General features: G+C 45.2%; 19 protein-coding genes. 9 read left to right on the plus strand and 10 right to left on the minus strand.

Going from position 1 to position 19,668, the window contains the following annotated elements; translation table 11 throughout:
- Nucleotides 1–25: 25 nt before the first annotated feature.
- The 4 genes from ACLWOR_RS03000 to clpB all read right to left on the minus strand — a co-directional run bounded on the left by ACLWOR_RS03000 (nucleotide 26) and on the right by clpB (nucleotide 4,475).
- A complete protein-coding gene (locus tag ACLWOR_RS03000) occupies nucleotides 26–526 on the minus strand; it encodes a hypothetical protein (RefSeq protein WP_413939182.1) in 501 nt (166 codons plus the stop codon).
- Between the two features lie 86 nt (nucleotides 527–612).
- Nucleotides 613–951: a hypothetical protein gene (locus ACLWOR_RS03005; protein WP_413939183.1), complete on the minus strand. Its 339-nt coding sequence runs from the start codon at nucleotides 949–951 to the stop codon at nucleotides 613–615.
- Between the two features lie 103 nt (nucleotides 952–1,054).
- Complete coding sequence (locus ACLWOR_RS03010; protein WP_413939184.1) at nucleotides 1,055–1,774, minus strand: substrate-binding periplasmic protein; 720 nt, start codon at nucleotides 1,772–1,774, stop codon at nucleotides 1,055–1,057.
- Between the two features lie 115 nt (nucleotides 1,775–1,889).
- Nucleotides 1,890–4,475 carry an ATP-dependent chaperone ClpB gene (gene clpB / locus ACLWOR_RS03015; protein ID WP_413939185.1) on the minus strand — a complete coding sequence of 862 codons (2,586 nt, stop codon included), beginning with the start codon at nucleotides 4,473–4,475 and terminating at the stop codon, nucleotides 1,890–1,892.
- Between the two features lie 66 nt (nucleotides 4,476–4,541).
- Here clpB and ACLWOR_RS03020 point away from each other — a divergent pair, with 66 nt between their 5' ends.
- From ACLWOR_RS03020 to ACLWOR_RS03035, 4 genes are all read left to right on the plus strand, one after another.
- Entirely contained in the window at nucleotides 4,542–4,802 is a 261-nt protein-coding gene (locus ACLWOR_RS03020) for a hypothetical protein (RefSeq protein ID WP_413939186.1), read from the plus strand.
- 536 nt (nucleotides 4,803–5,338) lie between these two features.
- Nucleotides 5,339–6,172 (plus strand): flagellin, encoded by an 834-nt coding sequence (locus ACLWOR_RS03025; RefSeq protein WP_413939187.1) that lies wholly within the window; start codon nucleotides 5,339–5,341, stop codon nucleotides 6,170–6,172.
- Between the two features lie 323 nt (nucleotides 6,173–6,495).
- Nucleotides 6,496–7,074, plus strand: a complete 579-nt coding sequence (locus tag ACLWOR_RS03030; RefSeq protein WP_413939188.1) for a hypothetical protein — start codon at nucleotides 6,496–6,498, stop codon at nucleotides 7,072–7,074.
- Nucleotides 7,075–7,163: 89 nt separating this feature from the next.
- Nucleotides 7,164–8,312 (plus strand): aminotransferase class V-fold PLP-dependent enzyme, encoded by a 1,149-nt coding sequence (locus ACLWOR_RS03035; RefSeq protein ID WP_413939189.1) that lies wholly within the window; start codon nucleotides 7,164–7,166, stop codon nucleotides 8,310–8,312.
- Here ACLWOR_RS03035 and ACLWOR_RS03040 read toward each other — a convergent pair.
- The 3 genes from ACLWOR_RS03040 to ACLWOR_RS03050 all read right to left on the minus strand — a co-directional run bounded on the left by ACLWOR_RS03040 (nucleotide 8,309) and on the right by ACLWOR_RS03050 (nucleotide 11,066).
- Nucleotides 8,309–8,773, minus strand: a complete 465-nt coding sequence (locus tag ACLWOR_RS03040) for a helicase (protein ID WP_413939190.1) — start codon at nucleotides 8,771–8,773, stop codon at nucleotides 8,309–8,311. The two genes, ACLWOR_RS03035 and ACLWOR_RS03040, sit on opposite strands and share 4 nt — an antisense overlap.
- A gap of 22 nt (nucleotides 8,774–8,795) precedes the next feature.
- Nucleotides 8,796–9,932, minus strand: coding sequence for a hypothetical protein (locus ACLWOR_RS03045; RefSeq protein ID WP_413939191.1), 1,137 nt, complete (start codon nucleotides 9,930–9,932; stop codon nucleotides 8,796–8,798).
- Nucleotides 9,933–10,007: 75 nt separating this feature from the next.
- Nucleotides 10,008–11,066: a sigma-54 interaction domain-containing protein gene (locus tag ACLWOR_RS03050; protein ID WP_413939192.1), complete on the minus strand. Its 1,059-nt coding sequence runs from the start codon at nucleotides 11,064–11,066 to the stop codon at nucleotides 10,008–10,010.
- 193 nt (nucleotides 11,067–11,259) lie between these two features.
- On the opposite strand from ACLWOR_RS03050, the gene ACLWOR_RS03055 reads away from it, so the two are divergent.
- Nucleotides 11,260–12,156, plus strand: a complete 897-nt coding sequence (locus ACLWOR_RS03055; protein ID WP_413939193.1) for a tyrosine-type recombinase/integrase — start codon at nucleotides 11,260–11,262, stop codon at nucleotides 12,154–12,156.
- A 33-nt stretch (nucleotides 12,157–12,189) separates the two neighbouring features.
- Here ACLWOR_RS03055 and recO read toward each other — a convergent pair whose 3' ends face one another.
- A complete protein-coding gene (recO, locus tag ACLWOR_RS03060; RefSeq protein ID WP_413939194.1) occupies nucleotides 12,190–12,792 on the minus strand; it encodes a DNA repair protein RecO in 603 nt (200 codons plus the stop codon).
- A 100-nt stretch (nucleotides 12,793–12,892) separates the two neighbouring features.
- Between recO and ACLWOR_RS03065 the strand changes: the two genes are divergently transcribed.
- A complete protein-coding gene (locus ACLWOR_RS03065; RefSeq protein WP_413939195.1) occupies nucleotides 12,893–13,708 on the plus strand; it encodes a hypothetical protein in 816 nt (271 codons plus the stop codon).
- On the opposite strand, the gene ACLWOR_RS03070 is transcribed toward ACLWOR_RS03065, so the two are convergent.
- Nucleotides 13,709–14,698 carry a hypothetical protein gene (locus ACLWOR_RS03070; protein WP_413939196.1) on the minus strand — a complete coding sequence of 330 codons (990 nt, stop codon included), beginning with the start codon at nucleotides 14,696–14,698 and terminating at the stop codon, nucleotides 13,709–13,711.
- Between the two features lie 155 nt (nucleotides 14,699–14,853).
- On the opposite strand from ACLWOR_RS03070, the gene ACLWOR_RS03075 reads away from it, so the two are divergent.
- Entirely contained in the window at nucleotides 14,854–15,960 is a 1,107-nt protein-coding gene (locus tag ACLWOR_RS03075) for a fatty acid desaturase (RefSeq protein ID WP_413939197.1), read from the plus strand.
- Nucleotides 15,961–16,063: 103 nt separating this feature from the next.
- Here the strand turns inward: ACLWOR_RS03075 and ACLWOR_RS03080 are convergent, their stop codons facing one another.
- The gene (locus ACLWOR_RS03080; RefSeq protein WP_413939198.1) at nucleotides 16,064–17,599 is read right to left on the minus strand and encodes a YiiX/YebB-like N1pC/P60 family cysteine hydrolase; all 1,536 of its coding nucleotides are present in this window, start codon (nucleotides 17,597–17,599) and stop codon (nucleotides 16,064–16,066) included.
- A 221-nt stretch (nucleotides 17,600–17,820) separates the two neighbouring features.
- Here ACLWOR_RS03080 and ACLWOR_RS03085 point away from each other — a divergent pair, with 221 nt between their 5' ends.
- The gene (locus ACLWOR_RS03085) at nucleotides 17,821–19,167 is read left to right on the plus strand and encodes a hypothetical protein (protein ID WP_413939199.1); all 1,347 of its coding nucleotides are present in this window, start codon (nucleotides 17,821–17,823) and stop codon (nucleotides 19,165–19,167) included.
- Nucleotides 19,155–19,544 carry a hypothetical protein gene (locus ACLWOR_RS03090; protein WP_413939200.1) on the plus strand — a complete coding sequence of 130 codons (390 nt, stop codon included), beginning with the start codon at nucleotides 19,155–19,157 and terminating at the stop codon, nucleotides 19,542–19,544. Before ACLWOR_RS03085 ends, ACLWOR_RS03090 begins: the two co-directional genes overlap by 13 nt.
- Nucleotides 19,545–19,668 lie beyond the last annotated feature (124 nt).

The following is a 19,668-nucleotide window of genomic DNA, read 5'->3' on the forward strand; positions in this document are numbered from 1 at the left end:
TTCGACTCTTTCTTAAACTTTCAGGCTAGAAACTGCCTCCGCCTGAGAGCGTGATAAAGTATTGAACTTCATCTTTAGGAAGATCTTGATCAAGCTTATCTTGGCGAGTTTCGAAATAGTTCAAGTACGTAGCGCCGCCCCCGATACGAAGACCGCCCAGAGCTAGAGTGATACCAGCTGTTCCCAAGGCCGCACTTGATTTTTCGTTCGCTAAACGCAAACCAGGACCGGCAAAAAACTCAATTCCTAAATCGCGCCCTTGAGTATAGAACTCGGTTCTAAATAAGCCTGTCGTATCCAAACCCCAAACCGTGTTGAGGTCCGAACCGAACTGCGTGAACACGGAGTTACGCCAGTTGAACCACTCCGTCATGTTCCAGTTCAGTCCTAAGTGGATTTCTGTGTACGATCTGTCGTTGTATGTGCCAGACGAACCGGAAACATCATAGGTGAATGTCGGCTTGGATTGCGCGAATGAAACGGAAGACAACCATGTGATTGAAAGAGCGAGAATGATTTTTTTCATGCTCTAATTTTGAATTGCGAAGACAAAGCCCGTCAACAGAATGACAAGAGCGGGTCCAGAAGTTTTCCTCTAGACCCCATATAAAATTAGAACTGGATCAAGCACTCTGTGGTTACGTATGAAGACAAGCTGCCATCAACGTAAAATGTCCCGCCTGAAGCGCGGCCATGAAGAGCATCACCATAAAAACTGATCACTTGTTTTGAATCTTTCAAAACAAAGTTCACAACAGTGTAGCCTTTTTGATTTGAAACAAAACCTGTCGTGTAAGCTGTTTCAAAATGCGTGATCGCAGCGTGGGGATCGTCTGTGATAACGTGTTGTACGTTTGTCACTTTAGTTTCCTTACCACCTTCCGTGATCGTGCAGTTCACCTTAAGATTAGCGGCCTGAGCCATTGTTGCAGCAAGAAGAAATGAAAGCATGGGACCTCCTCAATGAGTCCCCTCTGATAGTCCTGAGGATCAGGAAACGCAAGTGCTCAAGGCAAAGAATTTTTAAATGAAAAGGAAGTGGCAAGGACGACTGTTATTTCCCAAGTGCGGCATTAAATTCGGTCAACCAAACCTCGGGGACCTTACGAGTGCACAACAAATAGCGCTTCTCGCCGTTTTTAACGTCAGACAGACGAACGATTTGCAAAGGCGCCGTTCCCGGATTTCCAAACAAAAGGGCCGCCTCTTCTTCTGAGGCTAACATCATGTCAGCTCGGCCTGCCGCTACCATTTTAACCATCGCATCTGCTTCTGCGACCCTGCGGTCGACTCTCATTTGTGTGCGGCGATTGATTTCGGCGTCGATATAGGGACCATACGAATACAAATCTTTCACAAGTAATCGCAGTGATCTCTCGTGAACGATCTTTGAAAAGTCTTCGATTAAATTCAAAGATGCTTTTTTGTTGGCGATAAGAACCATTTTTCCGCCTGTATAAATCGCGTCTGAAAACTGCCCGAACTGTTCTCGCTCTTCATTTTTAAACCAGCCGACTGCACAATCAGTGCCCTGATTATTTTTAACCAAAACAATTTGTCGACTGGTTGGAGTTTGTTGCAGACGATAACGAATTTTCGCTTTTTCCAAAGCGCGGATGATGGGCCCGCCAACGAGTCCACCAATAGTCTTTTCGGGAGTGGACACGACATAAGGAGGTCGAAGGGCATAGTGAATGGTCAGAATGTCCTGGGCTTGCGCTTGCGCGGTCAAACTTCCGAAGAGTAAGAATGAGACAACTAAGAATTTTGTCACCTTAGTCACTATCTCCCGTTCATTCTTCGAACACAAATTACAAGTACAGAGACAGTATAGTACGAGGAATTATGAGACTCCCTTGTTAAGGGAGTCTCACTTTTAGAAGGTCCTGTTAGAAAGTGAGATGCCCGTCAGCCGCACTGACTTTCACCACATCACCGGACTTCACTTTGCCGCCAATGATCTCTTTAGAGAGCGGATTGAGAAGTTCAGTCTGAATGACTCGTTTCAACGGTCTCGCTCCGTAGATCGGATCGTAGCCTTTTTTAGCCAGCAATTCGATGGACTTCTCGTCGAAGTCGATCTGAATCTTTTTAGCTTTCAAGCGCTCTTTCACGAGATCAAGCTGGACCTTCACGATTCCGGCAATTTGTTTCTCGCCTAAAGAATGGAAGATCACGACTTCATCAATACGGTTTAAGAACTCAGGTCGGAAGTGATCACGCAAAGCCGACGTTACCGCCGCCTGCTTTTTCTCATCCGACATGCTTGGATCCAAGATCGATTGCGAGCCGACGTTGGAGGTCATGATCAACACCGTGTTTTTAAAATCCACTGTGCGACCTTGTCCATCAGTCAAGCGACCATCATCTAAGACCTGCAATAAAATATTGAACACATCCGGATGTGCTTTTTCGACTTCATCCAAGAGCACAACGCTGTAGGGACGACGACGAACAGCTTCCGTTAACTGCCCACCCTCTTCATAACCGACATAGCCCGGAGGCGCACCGACCAAACGAGAGACCGCGTGCTTTTCCATATATTCACTCATGTCGATGCGAACAACGGCTTGCTCATCATCGAATAGGAATTCTGCCAAGGCCTTCACTGTTTCTGTTTTACCAACGCCGGTTGGTCCCAAAAACATAAACGTGCCGATCGGACGGTTGGGATCTGAGATCTCCGCACGGGCGCGGCGAATCGCATCAGCCACAATCGTCAATGCATGATCTTGTCCGACAACGCGTTTTTTTAGTTCGTCTTCCATTTGCAAAAGTTTTTGTGTTTCGCTCTCAAGCATTTTTGCAACCGGAATACCTGTCCACTTCGCCACAACTTCGGCGACGTCTTCAGGGCCGACTTCTTCTTTTAACATGCGCGACTCAGAAGCTTTTTGCTGCTCCTTGCTGCGCTCTTCAAGATTTTTAAGTTTCTTTTCCGTTTCAGGAAGTTTGCCGTATTTCAATTCGGCAGCCTTGCCTAAGTCACCTTCGCGTTCAGCTCTGGCAACTGCGATCTTCAAATCTTCAATGTCGGCTTTGAGTTTTTTAATTTGCTCAATCCCGCCTTTTTCAAATTCCCATTGCTCACGCAAAAGTTGATTTTTGGCGTTCAGCTCCGAAAGTTCTTTTTCAATCACCGTAAGTCGATCTTTTGCACCTTCGTCTTTTTCTTTTTTCAAAGCTTCTTTTTCGATCCGAAGCTGCATCAGTTCGCGCTCAATTTTATCGATTTCTTCCGGCACTGAGCGTGTCTCGATCCCAAGCTTACTTGCTGCCTCATCGATTAAGTCGATGGCCTTATCTGGCAAGAAGCGATTGGTGATATAGCGATGTGACAGCTTCACAGCCGAGACCAGAGCTGAGTCTGTGATACGAATACCATGATGAACTTCGTATTTTTCTTTAAGACCCCGCAAAATCGTGATCGCATCGTCGACACTTGGCTCTTCGACCATCACAGTTTGGAAACGACGTTCAAGAGCCGCATCCTTTTCGATGTACTTGCGATACTCATCCAAAGTAGTTGCACCGATACAGCGCAATTCTCCACGCGCGAGAGCGGGTTTTAACAATTGTCCAGCATCCATCGCACCTTCGGATTTTCCAGCACCCACCAAGGTATGGATCTCGTCGATGAACAAAATGATTTGGCCCGAGCTGGAAGTGACTTCTTTGATGACAGCTTTTAAGCGGTCCTCAAACTCACCACGGTATTTCGCACCAGCAATCAACGCACCCATATCTAATGACATTAATTTTTTGCCAATCAAATTATCAGGCACGTCTTGTTTGATAATTCTTAATGCCAAACCCTCGGCAATGGCTGTCTTGCCAACTCCCGGCTCCCCGATAAGGACCGGATTGTTTTTCGTACGACGTGACAAGACCTGGACCACACGGCGAATTTCTTCGTCACGTCCTACTACCGGGTCAAGTTTGCCTTCGGCCGCAAGTGCCGTCAGATCACGAGCATACTTGTTTAAAACTTCATATTTATTTTCCGGTTCGTCGTCTGTCACTCGTTGACTGCCACGCATTTCTGTCAAAGATGCTTTAAAAGCATCCAGGTTAATTTTGTTCTTTTTAAAAAGCGTATTAAGCTCAGAGTCGCCCGCTTGAAGCATCGCCAATACAAAGTGTTCAGTCGAGATATAGGCATCACCCATTTCGGCCGCTTCTTTGTCGGCGCCACTAAAGATCTTTTCCAAGCGCGGGCTGGCGAAAAGCTTTTGGCCTCCACCCGTCACCTGAGGGAATTTATCAATACGTGTTCGCAGGTCAGCTAGAAACTGAGCCTGATTGACCTGAAGTTTGTCAAAAATGCGAGGGATGATCCCCTCTGATTGCTGGAGAAGTTCGGTCAGCAAATGTTCGGGTTCGACAGAGGGATTGTTTTTACGTTCTGCTAGACGAGCCGCGGCCTGCATGGCCTCTTGGCTTTTTCGCGTCATTTTTTCAATATCGTTGCCCATAAACTCTCCTTCTGATTTAAAGGATGAGTCTTATTCCGTAATTGTCAATCTAAGGACCTGAAAATAATGGCTGGAATTGTTAATCCAAAATCGAAAGAAAAGTCGGCCCCGCGCCTCCATGCCTCTATTCGAAAAGAGACTGTCAACGCCCGCGATTATATGAAGTATGACACCCGTTTTTCCTGTGAAGACTGCTCCCACTTTGATGGAGAAAAAGTTGTCTGCACACTCGGCTACAATCCCCAACATCACTTGAAAGCTGTGCAGACTCATCAATATGAGCTCTCGGGGAACATGGCCTTTTGCCGTTTCTTAGAAATCGATTAATTTTTTTTAGTCCCGACCTAGGGCGCCAGCCGCCTGGTAGATCAAGAAATTGACCCTTCTTCAGTCGAGAAATCGACGTTTTTCCCTCTGAAAGTATTGTGTATTTCTGATGCAGGTCCTCTCTTCGTCCAGAGAGTGAGTTCTGCCCTTGGGCCAGTATTGTTTAAATCTGACAAATCCAGCCTCATGTCCTGTCAAGACATCGTCTCAAATCCCGATCAATAGCCTAACACGAATGTACTCAGAAGGAGTCAAAGAGAGCGGTCACTCTCTTTGTAGATAACCCGAAAGGAGGGCCTTCAAGGATGACATAAAAAGAACAACAGATTGTTCAGCGCTCAGCGCGAGTTGCTTTAAGGAATGGTTCCAACAAAGCACACTTTTCGCCGAGTAAGGTTTTCTAAATACAAAGGCCATTAAAGCACAGACTCGGATGTCGGTGCCGGCAAAGCAGAAGTAGGTTCTGCAAATGCCAACAAAAACAAATCAAGGAAGGTAATGAATATGAAAAATAAAAATTAACGGAGGAATTTAAAATGGGAATGAGAGTAACTACAAACATCGGCGCGATCAATGCACAAAGAAACCTAGTAGGTTCTCAACGTTTGATCAACGACTCAATGGCGAAATTGGCTTCTGGTAGCCGTATCAATAAAGCGGCTGACGATGCTGCCGGTCTTGCGATCTCTGAAGGCTTGAAAGCTCAGATCCGTTCTGCTGCTCAAGCTCAAAGAAATGCGAACGACGGTATCTCAATGGTTCAAACTGCTGAGGGTGGCTTGAACGAAATCGGAAACATCGTAGTTCGTCTTCGTGAGTTGGGAATCCAAGCTGCTTCTGACACTGTTGGTGAAACAGAGCGTGGCATGTTGAATAAAGAGGTTCAACAGTTGAAATCTGAGATTCAACGTATCTCTGCGGTTACAACTTGGGGTACTACGAAATTGTTGGATGGTTCATCACCAAGCTTCGATTTCCAAGTAGGTATCTTCAATAACGCTGAAGAAGATCGTATCTCTTTCAACGCTGGCGAAAACGTTGCGACTTTGGACGCTTTGGGATTGTCTGGTATTGACTACTCTTCTAAAGAAGGTGCTCAAGATGCTCTTGGTCTTCTAGATGCTGCTCAAACTTCAGTATCTGGTACTCGCGCTAACCTTGGTGCTCTTCAAAATCGTTTGACGTCGACAGTTGATAACTTGGGTGTTGCTCAAGAGAACTTGTCTGCAGCTAACAGCCGTATCCGTGATACAGACGTAGCTCAGGCTTCTTCTGAGATGACTCGTAACAACATCTTGTTGCAAGCAGGTACTTCAACATTGGCTCAAGCTAACCAAACTAACCAATTGGCTTTGAAACTAATCGGTTAATTGTAAGAGTCTATAGCCCGGAGATAAAATCTTCGGGTTCTTAAGAGATTATCGAAGCCCAGGAGAAATCCTGGGCTTTTTGTTTTTTACAAGTATTTACCAATAGTTATGATACACTCCTACCCGCTTCTCCTTTGCGGTCGAGGCTCCCTTACAAAAATCCTACATAAGAATAACGGAAACGTTACAGCGTTGATGAAGATGACAAGAGCGAAGCATCACGACCTCTGAATGAGAAATTCCATTTTGATTTGCCAGCTTTTTTAAATCTGCTAGTCTATGAAAGCGTAAATTTTGAACCAGGACATTTTAGGGAGCAAATCATGGCAAAGAAAAAAGCAAAACCTGCGAAAAAAGCAGCTAAGAAACCAGCAGCAAAAAAACCTGCAGCTAAGAAAGCTGCAAAAAAAGTAACTAAAAAAGTTGCGAAAAAAGCAGCGAAGCCTGCCAAGAAAGCCGCGACTAAAAAAGCAGCTAAACCTGCTAAAAAGGCGACGGTAAAAAAGGCAGCAGCTAAAAAAGCCGCTCCCAAAAAAGCCGCTAAAAAACCTGCAGCGAAGAAAGCCGCGGCTCCAAAAGCAGCCAAAGCTCCTAAAGCTGAAAAAACAACGAAAGCAGCAGCAGTTGCTCCAGTTGCAGCAGAAGTAATCAAACCTTCATTCGAAGAAGCTGCGTCTGATTTCGACGACGAAGCAGAATTGGATAGCATGGTTGATATCGAAGACGAAACTTCAGCTGGATCTGATGAATGGTCTGACGAAGAAGAGTCTGATGAAGGCGGCTTCGAAGACATGGAAGATGAAGACAATGAAGACGAGCCACAAGATAAAGGTGGCAGTGATGACGACGATGAAGATGACGAAGACGATGAAGACTTCGGCGACGACGAAGGTTACTTCTAGTCTCTGATTCAAATTCGAATCACTCTTGAGCCGCGAGGCACAAGTAAAAAGGGAGCTGACAAAGCTCCCTTTTTTATTATCATCGAGGGATGTATCAAAAACTTTATTCCCGATTTTTAGCGGCTCACTCTGAAGAACTTCACTTTGCCAGTCACAGCCATCACTACTGGCCAGATGTAACTCGCGACGCTCACCTGCACTATTGGGATGATTCTTGCCGTTATGTCGACAACAAATGGGAATACCTGTTTTCACAAAAAATTCCACACACACAAAACTTGATCGCTGAGATTTTAAAACTTTCCTCCCCGACTCAGCTGGTGTTTGCACCGAATACGCACGAATTTGTTTTTCGCCTTTTAACATCACTTGATTGGAACAAACCCGTTCGTATCTTGACCACGGACTCTGAGTTTTATTCTTTTGACCGTCAAATCAATCGTCTGAATGAGTTCTCGCAGTTTGAAGTCGTAAAGGTGCCGACTTTGCCGTTCCATGATTTTCATGAACGCTTTGAGAGTGAGATGAAAAAGGGTCTCTGGGATTTGATATTTATATCCCATGTCTTTTTCAACTCTGGTCTGGTTGCTGATATTCAACGGCTCGTCAAGAATGCTCCTGCTTCAGCGACCTTTGTGATTGATGGGTATCATGGGTTTATGGCAGTCCCTACAGATTTGTCGTCGATTGAAGAGCGCGCGTTTTATTTGGCGGGGTCTTATAAATACGCTCAAGGTGGCGAAGGCTGCTGCTTTCTGTATGTTCCATCTAGTGTACGCCACCGTCCGTTTTACACGGGTTGGTTCGCGGAGCTTTCGCATCTTTCCAGTGTCGGTAACAAGGTGCCCTATCCTCCCGATGCACTTCAATATGCGGGAAGCACTATGGATTTTTCAGCGCTTTATCGCCTGACGGCTGTTTTGGATCTGTTTAAGAAAGAAAACATCACGGTTGATAAAATCCATGCCTGGATTCAACAAAATCAAAAGACTTTTATGATGGCGCTTAAGAAGAAGAACAATGCTTTGCTCAACGACAGAACTTTAATCTGTGAGGATTTAAGCAATCACGGGCATTTTTTAACTTTTGAAATACCATCCGTCGAAATCACACAAAATATGGTGAAGGACTTTAAGAGCCGCGGGCTTTTGGTTGATTCTCGCGGAACTCGTTTAAGATTTGGTTTTGGACTTTATCACAACACCGATTCCGTGACGAAAGCGGTGCGCCTTATTTAAGGCACGTCTATTCCGAGTGATCTATAGAGAGCTTGCCAGTCAACTTGAGAGAGCTTTTCATCAACCATTTGTTGCTCTTGTTCAGACAAAGCACGGTAGTTGCGGCGCTTCGTCCAACCGTAGCCCCAATGGAAGTTGGTCGGGAGGCTCTCAACTCCGCCAACGCGAACTCCACGATAATAAATTTCTGCCACAACTGAATTGCTTTTTTCTTTGATGCATTGTTTGAGCTCAAGGTCCGCCGTCAATTTTTCTTGGCGAGTGCCACCGCGCCAATAAGCCACATCATGTTCAACGCAGCACTGTACATAATGAGTTTGGCCAATGATCCAACCATCAGGACTCATGCTGCAACCGTCGGACGTAAAATCTTTGAGTATCTCTTGCGAAGACGATTGCGCATTTGCCGTGAAAGCAAATGCACTGACAAGCAGGAATGGAAGAAATGAAAGAAACAACATCCGACCTCTCATTGCAGGTCTCCTAGAGATTTGGTAAATCGACGATCACGCCATCGCAATCGTTTGAACCATCCGCACACTGACCTGTTGTCGGTTGCGGTTGTGATGGCTGAGTCGGCTCAGTTTGTTTTACCGGTTGATCAGGATTTACAACCACGGGCTCTGCTGGTTTCGCCGGAGCAGGTTTCGCTGGTTCAACTGGTTTCACCGGTTTCGCAGGCTCTTGCACAGGCTTGCTTGGAGTTGCAGGCTTCGCTGGAGTTGCCGGCACTGTTGGCTTAGCTGGCTGCGCAGGAACACTTGGTTTTACAGGTGTTACCGGCGCTGGCTTAGCTGGCGCTGGCTTCGTCGGAGCAGTTGGCGTTGTGCGAACTGGTGGTGGCGGAGCTGGTGGAGGATTTTGTTGGCGACGTTGTTCTTCTTGACGGCGCTCTTCTTGACGACGTTGCTCGGCTTGGCGGCGTTGTTCCGCTTCGTACTGCTGACGACGTTGTTCTTCCTGGCGACGCAGTTCTTCTACCTGACGACGGCGTTGCTCTTCAAGTTGGCGACGACGCGCTTCTTGGCGAGCGGCTTCGATTTCGCGCTTATTTTCACCGTTTGCAGTCAACTCATCGTTATTGTATTGGCGATAGCAAAGTTGGATCGCGTTTTCGTTTGAGATATTTCCTTTGCGATAGTTGCGTTCTGCGCAAGCATACAAAGAGCGATCTGTTGTCCACTCACAAAGTTGAGCGGCACGTTGTGGATTGAAGTCGAGATTTTTATCCAAGTTCTGCACGCAAGAAAGAAGTGAAGACGCGCGGCCTTCGACACATGCACGACCGGAAAGATTAAATGGAATTCCGGCCTTACGAACCAAGTTCAATTGGCAAGATTCAACGCTGCCCCCGCCTGGCACGCGAACGCGGCAAACGGCTACGGCAGACTCAAAAGAGTGAGATTGATAAGAGTCTTGGTAGTTCCAAGTCACGCAATTGACGAACTGTTCGTCACTGCGCTGTTTACAGATAGCTGTAGCATCATTCCAAGTACGAGCGCCACCTTGAGTATAGAGAGTGTCGCGACAGTCTTCCGTCGACATCAGTGAACCACCCGCAAAAGCAGAGCTAGTTCCTAACATCAAGATCGCGATCAATGTTCCAAACAAGGTTTTCATGGTCAGCCTCAGAAAAGAAAGGGCCTTATGTGGGGAGAGAGAGAACCACATAAGACCCTGTTACAGAAACTAAAATTACTTCATCGGTTTAGAGTGAACCGCGAACTTTTCAAACTCACCGTACTCATGGAGTTTGTTATAAAGAGTCTTGATCGTGATACCCAAGTTGTTAGCAGCTTGCGTTTTGTTTCCACCGAAGTGTGCAAGAGCTTTTAGGATATAACGTTTTTCAAGATCGTGAAGAGTCATAGTTGGATCGTATTCAATAACATCGACTTGAGTTTCCGGGTTGCGGATGTTCTCAGGGATGTCGTTGATCATGATCATGTGACCTTCAGACAAGATCTGAAGACGCTCACACACGTTTTGCAATTCACGGATATTACCTGGCCAATCATAACGAACAAGTGACTTCATCGCGTCTTCAGAAACCGTACGACCACGGTTCAAGTAAGCGTGTTGAGAGTTGTTCAAGAAGTGGTTCACCAACACTGGGATGTCTTCTTTACGACGACGGAGTGGTGGAGCACTTACGACGATTGTGTTAATACGATAGAAAAGGTCTTCACGGAATTGACCGCGAGTCACTTCTTGATCCAATTCACGGTTTGTCGCACAGATCAAACGGATATCAACTTTGATTGGCTCTTTACCGCCAACGCGATAGATCTCACCTTCTTGGATGAAACGAAGAAGTTTAGCTTGGATCGCTGGATCCAACTCACCGATTTCATCAAGGAACAAAGAACCACCAGAAGCAGCTTCAGCCAAACCGATTTTGCGGTTGTAAGCGCCAGTGAAAGAACCCTTCTCGTGTCCGAAAAGTTCTGACTCAAGCAACGTCTCACGAAGAGCACCGCAGTTGATTGCTACGAAAGGTTTGTTTTTACGGTTTGAACGCTCGTGGATTTGGCGAGCGATCAATTCTTTACCCGTACCAGATTCACCAAGAACAAGAATGTTTGCATTTGATGGAGCGACTCTTTCGATCATCTTCATCAACGTACCCATAACTTCAGATTGGTAGACGATAGTCTTGTTTTCTACCACTTTAGAAGTTTGGTTTGTGTTCCACATCACTTGGTTAGCATTCTGAGAAGAGGGAAGGACAGGATTCACGTTATTATCGTTCATGGGGGCTCCACCTTTCGGCTATACGTTCTTTTTAAAAAAGGGTTCGCGGCTGTATCAGAATGATTATCTCAACCTGATACACCGCGTCGACGCATTGAGTTATAACCAAGGTCCTGTACTTTTTCCAGTTAATTTTTGCATGGCGTTAAATTTTTTTTAGGGTCACGGGAAACCGTGTAAGGATTACAAAGCTATGGCAACGGCATTAAAGCTCCGAGAATCCATATCTAAGTACATGAAATATATGGAGTTAATTCAATCAGCCTCCCCCCTGACTTTACGTCATTATACCCTCGATTTGCGCCAGGCTTTCGAAGTCGAAAAAGACTCGGAATTTCCCGTAAAAGCTTTTTCGGAGGCCGATTTAATGGCTGCGGTCCGCGGAGCCTTCCAAAGATGGGCGGGTTTGTCCCTAGCCTCCCGGAACCGAAAAGCCGCTACTTTAAAGAGTTTCTTTTCCTGGGCCTTTCAAGAAGGCCTCTTAGAGAAGGATCTCTCTATTCAAGTGATCTGTCCGAAGGTCCCAAAGAAGCTTCCCCACTTTTTAAGTGTCGATGAGGCGCTTGCCGTTTTGAAATCGTTTGATGAGGCGAAAGAATCTCTGCTGAAAGAGAAGACTTTATTTCTCTTATTATATGGCGGTGGTCTGCGGGTAAGCGAAGCCTGTGAACTGCAGTGGTCACAAGTACAAATGTCTCAGCGAGTGTTGCGAGTGATCGGAAAGGGATCTAAGGAACGAGTCGTTTCTTTGCCTCCCCTTGCGATGGAAGCTTTAAAAGAGTGGCAAAAACAAACGCCATTCACAAAATATGTTTTTGGGGAAAGCGCCTTGAACTCGCGAACAGCTTACGAGATGGTTCGTCAGAGTGGTATTCGTTCGGGCCTTTTAAAACCACTGCATCCACATGCCCTTCGCCACAGCTTTGCGACTCATTTATTATCGAGTGGTGCGAATCTGCGCACGCTGCAAGAACTCCTGGGGCACGAGAGTCTCACCGCGACTGAAAAATACACGCACTTAGGAATTGATCAATTGGCTCGTACTATGGAGAAGCTTCACCCCCTTGGTGAAGGTCCTCGAAAAAAATAACGCGTTGTGGACTGGAATAGGTACCAGGAACCTTTAAAGCATTGAGGCGTTGGCGATGTAGTGTCTGATCATGGCTTCGACGTTATGGAGTTCTTCGTCGACAAGTTGGCGGTGATTGATCAGCGAGTTTGTCTCTGAAATATTTGCTCTTAGGAATGGCGCCATCCATGGTTCGGCATTGATGACACCCTGTTGGAGCATGAACTTTAAATAGAAATGCATTTTTAAAACGAGCGGATCTTTTGCTGTTTCGATTGCCTTAAGAGTATGACCTAAAAGATTGAACAAAAATTCTGAGTTCTGATCGCCCTCTTGGCTGACCTTGGCGACACAATCTAAAACTTGTAACGCAAGTTCAAGGTGATCGTAGTCATTGCGAATACCTGGGAAATCATTAATGAGCGTTGCTTCGTTGAGTGTATGCAGTTTACCCTGTTCGTTTGCGATCTTGTACGAAAACGTCACGAAGTGAGAAGGCTCTAAAATCCCACCGCCAAAACGCTTTTTGCTTTTCAAAGCACCACGGGCGATAAAGGCCAGCTTCTCGCCCTTTGGAGAAAGAGCATGAATAATCAAGTCCGCTTCGGAGTATTTGATTTTTCTTAAAATGATAAACTTGTCTTTACCTTCGCTCACTGGACCGAATCTAGCACGTTTGACGTTTGTGGCAAAGAAATTGCTAGTTAATTTCCCTGAATACGCGCGACGAAACAGTCTCAAAATGAGAGGAGGCCCCATGAAAATTAATTTTCTAACAGTAACTTTGTTTGCTTGGGGATTGCTCGTGATGGCGACGACTGAGGCTGCGGAACTTTACCGCGTCGACTCTCGGCCCAACAATTGGATCAGCCGCAATGGCGACAACAAAAAATCTCATATCGATTTTCGTACCGGTGCACTTTATCCAGCTAACATCCATGGAAAGATCACGATCGTGGATCACATCGCACGCTCACGCCAACGGCAATTAAAAGACAATTCGCAATTCACTTCGTTTTCAACATTGCCCTCTCTAGACAACTACTATCACGGCGGACATAAAATCACCGTAGACCTCGATACTTTGCAAAAGGACATCTCAACAGGACAACTTCGCAACACAAAAGTTCACTCGACGGAAAGTATCACCGAGAGTCTCCAATCCGAAATGGATGCCATCCTGGGTCTTTCCAGAAAAAATAAAGGCAAAGTTACGGCCTTTCATCGCGATTTAGAAAAACACCTACGCGCTTACTACAAAATGGTTCGCATTGAAAAGCGTCCCGCCAAAGAATGTGACACGTTTTTCTGGAACGGCGTCAACGCCCTTCGCTTTTATTATCCTGAAATTTTTGAAGGTATTTCTGAACAGGACTACAAGTCTTATAGCTATATCTTTAATGGTCTTCGTCACGCTCGTACGGATCACGAAGTCCTAATCGAAGGAACCATTCCCAAAAAATACTATGCTATGAAAAAAATTGAAAAGTATGAAGCCACAACGCTTTTAGTGCAGACTGCAAATTGTACGTTGAAATCTATTGGCGTGAGTTCTTGCGAATGCAATCGATAGTTAAACTGTCCACGTTTGCATTTTTTTGACTTCTTCATAAGAAGCAATCAAGTGACTCGCAAAATCTCTTGTCTGAAGGGCGCCCACACCTATAATCAAAAGACCTCGTAGATTTTCCAAACTCGGAGAAGGTTCCCACCAGTTCTTAAAGGTCTTCATCCCCGACGACCAATGGCATTGGTTCGTACTTTCCAGGTGGTTCCAACCTTGCGAGGGTGTCCAATTCAGTTTCTTGAAAAGAACTTGCGACACGGCTTCAGCGCTGACATCTGGAAGGAGCACAACGGCCCGATCAAAAAGGCGGCTTTCATTTTTTGTGAAGTAAGTCGGGACACTTTTTTCAATTTCGGATTCAAAAGAGCGCACCAAGGCTTCATTGGTAGGTTGCTTTTCCAGACACTCTTGCAGACGACGAATGATCTGATCTTTATTCCAAGCTTGCGTGAATGCCGCAAGCGATGGGGAGCGAAATCTTTCGCCTAAAATGGCGATCGCAAGATCTGGAGCAAAAGAGCAAATACGAACCGTGTACGGGCGGAGTTCTTCTTTGTCATGAAAGTGTTTGGAGTGCGAAACACGAAGGGAATAAATTCTTTTTTCGTTAAGGAGTTTATCCAGCTCATCCACCCATGGATAGACTTCACCAGTGACCGGATGATCATCTGCGAATAACACAAAGTTTGTGTCCTTCTTGAGATTTTCCACCCACTCTTTCACGTTGGTAAGAGCCAAATGAGAAATAGAATTCACTTCATAAGTTTCTTTGTAGTAGTAAGGAAGCAAACTTTCAAAAACAGGAGTTTGTCCGCGTATGACGCCAATTGCTTTTTTATGCGCCATAAATTGCGCAGTTCCTTGAGCAATTTCAAAGACGGCCTGTCCCAATCCGGAAAAAACGCGCGCTTTTAACTTGGGCGTCAATGCAAGTACAGTTCGCACTTCGTCGTTCAATTCGTCCCAAGCTTCGGGCCGTACAATATCGATGAGCATGTGATTAAATTATCAAATTCCTTCACAAATTGCCTGAGACTTAGGTCTTATTTTGAGAGCAAAATCTGCTGTGCAGATCTGGAACCCCGCTTCACTTAATTATGTATCGAAACGAGGGTCCCTCTGATAGACTTTTTCCTAAGAGGAGCTCTCAAATGACTAAAAAACGTATCGAATGGCCAGTCGCTCTTTTTCTGACTCTGAATCCACTGGTGACATTCATTCTAGCCCCTATTTACTTTTACTATTATGGCTTTCAGTGGGACATCGCGCTTTTCGCATTGGTGTTTGCAGCTGCTACGAACTTAAGCATCACAGCGGGCTATCACCGTTTGTTTTCGCATAAAAGCTACGATGCCCATCCAATCGCCAAAGCTATTTTCCTTTTGGTCGGTGCTTCTGCATTCCAAGGTTCAGCTTTGAAATGGTCTTCAGATCACCGTCGCCATCACACGCATATTGATGGCGAAAAAGATCCTTACAATATCAACGAAGGTTTCTGGTACGCGCACATGGGATGGATGTTCTTTAAAGACTCTGTCGACCAAAAAATCCAAGCTCCTGATTTGCAAAAAGACTGGATGGTGCAGTTCCAACATAACTACTACATGCCTCTTGCGATCTTCACAGGCTTTATCGTTCCAATGCTTATTGGTTGGGCGATGGGTTCGGCTCTTGGCGGCCTTGTGATTGGTGGCGGACTTCGCATTTTCCTCACTCAACAAAGTACATTCTTTGTGAACTCTCTTTGCCACACTTTGGGTAAGCAAACTTACTCGAAAGAGATTTCAGCTCGCGACTCTTGGTTTGTTGCGGTTCTTACTCACGGTGAAGGCTACCATAACTTCCATCACAAATTCCAAATCGACTATCGCAACGGTATCAAGTGGTATCAGTGGGATCCAACGAAATGGGTGATCCGCACGCTGAACTTTATGGGATTGGCTTCTAAACTGCGCCAGATTTCAAACGTCGAGATCTTGAAAGCTCGTTTGCAAGCGGAAGCAGCTGTGTTGTCGAAACATGGTTTTGCAGAAGAAAAACTGCAAGCGATGAGAGAGAAAATCCTCGAAGCACAAAATAAGATGAAGAAATTGCGCGAAGACTACGAGCAATTCAAAGTCGATGCGGCCCGTAAACGCGAAGAAATGCGTGAAGCTTACGATTTAAAATTAGCTGAGCTAAAGCGTGAAATCGAAATTGCCAAACTCGAATTCCAAATGGGATTGAAGCAATGGCAAGTCTGCATGAGATCTGTTTAATCATCCGAATGTAAAAACAAAAAGGCTCATTGGTTTTCCAATGAGCCTTTTTTTATTGCAGCGCACGCCAAAAAAGTACGGTCGCAGAGCTTGTCCCGTACCTCTATTTTGAGCAAGAGCCTTCTGGAGAGAAGAACCAGTGGATCTGAGACAGGTCACGCGGCGGTGGCATAAACGGCAGATGTTTGCGTTTTAACTCTTCATACGCTTCGTAACGTTTGCAATCGAAACGACGGAAATCCTCGTTGAATGCTAGCATATCTGTAAACGTTGGCAGATAGCCTTTTTCTTTATAGAAGATCTGCTCTTTTTCATAGATGTTCTTTTCTAGAACTTTTGCCACAGCTTCGAATTGCACATTTGTTTTAATGCTATTCATTGGCATGTACTTCGGAAGAGTGTCTTCAAGGACACCGAACTGACGAAGGAATTTTGCTAAGTACGCCTTGCTCGTTTGACCAAGACTTGCTGTGTATTTGTATTTCTTTTGAATCATCCAATCATATACACTTTGCAAAACTGCATCTTGCATGCGCACTTGACGGAGCAATGGATAATAACGGAATTCCGCTACGAAATCGAAACGTGGATCGACTTCCATATCGTAAGGCGCAAACAAGCTGTCCTTCAGAACGCCGAGGCTCTTAAGATAGTCAGTGCCTTTAAACTTTGTCGCACCACTGCGGTACTTTGGAATAATATACTGACCATCGGTTGCTTTATCGTAGGCCATGCGGATCACTTCAGAACAAAAAAGTGCTGAGTAATCATCATCGTTCATCGCAAAATCATAACGAATTGCTGCGCCTTTATCCAAAGCTGCTTTTGCTATTTCATAAATTTTACGACCCGCTTTGCGACCCAACTCTTCATCTGGCTGACGATAAAGAGCGACACGCGCATCTTTATCTTGTCGCCATTTCTCCAATGGAGTTACGATAACGCCTTTTTGAATCAAAGATTCAACCACGTATTTTTCACCTTTGGAGTTTTCTCCAATGATCGCCAAGTGCGAGAAGTTTCCTTCTTCATCCCCGATTCGCGCGATCATCGCGGAAACATGGGACTTACCACGAATCAACATCGCATCACCGGTTTTAAGGGTGAAACCTGCAAAACGACTGTTGGTCCATGTGTTTGGTTTTTCGTTCGTCAGAATTGGTTTTTCCACGAATTCAAGAACCTTGTTTTGGTAGAGCCATTCTAAAACGTATTCTTCAGCATAGCGGGCATACTGAATACCCTCGCGAACTTTTTGAATACATGCCGCAGGCAATTCATTGCGAGAATCAAATTCCTGCATGCGCTCACGCAAAGTCACACGAATTTGGAAAATCGTATCGACGATTTGCACACCTTCAGCTTTGAATTTTTCAATTTCCTGGGGCGTTTTAGGAACGAAATGATCAGCAGGCAATCTATAAAGATAATCCGTCAAGCCATTCACGAAAGTCGCACAAGTTCCAGGATTAAAAATTTGCGGATTGCTAAGGTCCGCTAAAACTTTACGGCTCCCCTCGATAAGCTCGTCTGCACTAGCAGGCTTACGGAAAGTGGTTGCCTCGGGAGTGGGTTTTGTAGGCGATTGACAGGCTGTGATCGCAGCCAAGCAAAGGCTGACTAAAACTGATTTTTTCATTGCTCGCTCCTTATCCGTTCACTGATCGGAATAAATGAACTTTGGATAACGAGACAAAGAGAGAGTCCTGTTCAAAAGTTATCCACGACAGTGACGTTCTTTTGCACAAAAGACATGTGTCTCAGAGCGAGACACCCCTCCTCCTCTAAGTACCTAATAATAGGAAGGTTCAATTGGCAGACCTCTTGCTCTTTAGTTTTACGAGAAGAAGGAGCTATGCCATGAAGGTCAACAAACACGACTATCTAAAACTACTATTATTAAATAGCTGCTTCATATTCGTATGGGGCTGTGGCGGATCAAATCTTTTTGAAGAAGGTCAGTTCTCTTCAACATCTGATGATGCTTCTTTCTCTGTACCTTTCCGAATTCCAGGCGAAGACCCTAAAACACTCCCCCAAGTCCCGGCGACCGTGGTGGAAGACGATATTTCTCAACCCGCGCCGTCCATTATTTATTCTTTAGATCGTATTGAAAAGGGCAATCGCCCCGCAACGCTGATGGAATATCACAATATGGCTGAAAACCGCTGTGATGATTCGGTCTGCAATAGCATTCGCGAAATGAAATACATGCAGTGCAATCGTCAAAATGGTTATCTTGAAAATGAAATGACAGCTTTAACAAAAAAGAATTCGCTCTTAGGTCGCATCCTGAAAGCAGATCTTAATCCAGCTGCGATTATTAAACCTGCTTGTATGCGCATGAGCATGGAAGCAAAGTTCAGCCCGACAAGCAGTACCTTCCGTCAATGTAACGCAAACGGTGGAATGAGCCGTGCGATCCGTCCATGTATCTCTGAAAACTACTTTAAACTTGTGACCAACAGCTTTGATATCGTGAGCTCGTGCATGATGGACTATATGGGTCCGGGCGAATCACTAGAAGAACAAAAGCTCGATGTGCGCGCAGCATACGCTATGATCAATATCGAATCTGGTTTCCACGTCAATGCTATGAGCGGAACTGGTGCTGGTGGCATCGGTCAGTTAACTGCTGATGCGATTATTGATTCGAACAATACGGAAATGAAAAAAGTACGCTTTGCTTTAGAAGGCCACGCAGATCCTGTTTGCCGTCAAATCTCTCACGAGTTCCTCGACAGCGCACAACCCATGCGTTCAGCTAAGAGCAACTCTTGTGATCGCGTTTCGATCAGCAAAGGAAATCCACTTTTGAATATGGTTTATACTTACGCTTATTTGAAATGGTCTAAAAATGCGATGGACCGTTCTGTCTTTAATCAGAAAAAATACGCGCAAAAATTTAATTTATCTAAATATGACATGCAACGAGTGAAACGTGCGATGATGGTTTGGTCTCACAATACAGGCCCTGCAGGAACATGGACACCAGCGATGACTTTGCTGAATACGGAATATAGAAATAAAAAAGTGACCAATGCTGATAAATTTATTGATCAACTTCAACAATATATGAAGCGCTTCCCGGCGCGCGCGAACAGAAGCAATGCTCGCCGCACGGAAACTTCAAAATACTTCCCTGCTATTACAAATTTACTTAACAAAGTCGAAACCAATGTCGGAGGCGGCTCATGCGTCAATTAATCGTGGCTCTTGCAACCTTTTCAGTATTTTTCCAAGCGTCTGCTTTTAAAGATGTTGTCGTGCATGAAAAAACTCGTGCTTTGGTTGAGTTGCTTCCGCAGATGTCACCAGGACAACGAACTCAAAAAGTTGAAGAATTTAAAAACGATCTTTTTGAGCTTTTGAACACAATGCCGATACCAAATACTCCCGAAGAGGATGAGGAATACGCAAGCATCACCGAGTTCAGTGGCTATGTGAATATGATCGAGACCACAGGTCTCAATAAAGCAAAATGCGATTCGATGATGCGCGATATTCGCTTAAGCACGGGCTCTGAAGAAGTCGCGACCGAAGCGAAAATGGCGATTCATATCTCTGCGGCCCTTTGCAAATAAGCAACATTTAGCCTCCAAACCTGCTTTGGAGGCCATTTAAGTCCTAATTCCAACCAAATCTTAAGAAAATCCTGACAGAGGCGTATTGATATTGCAGTGCGATTTCTTTATAAAGGGCGCACCC

This window comes from Bdellovibrio sp. HCB2-146, from assembly GCF_047345725.1.
Classification (GTDB): domain Bacteria; phylum Bdellovibrionota; class Bdellovibrionia; order Bdellovibrionales; family Bdellovibrionaceae; genus Bdellovibrio.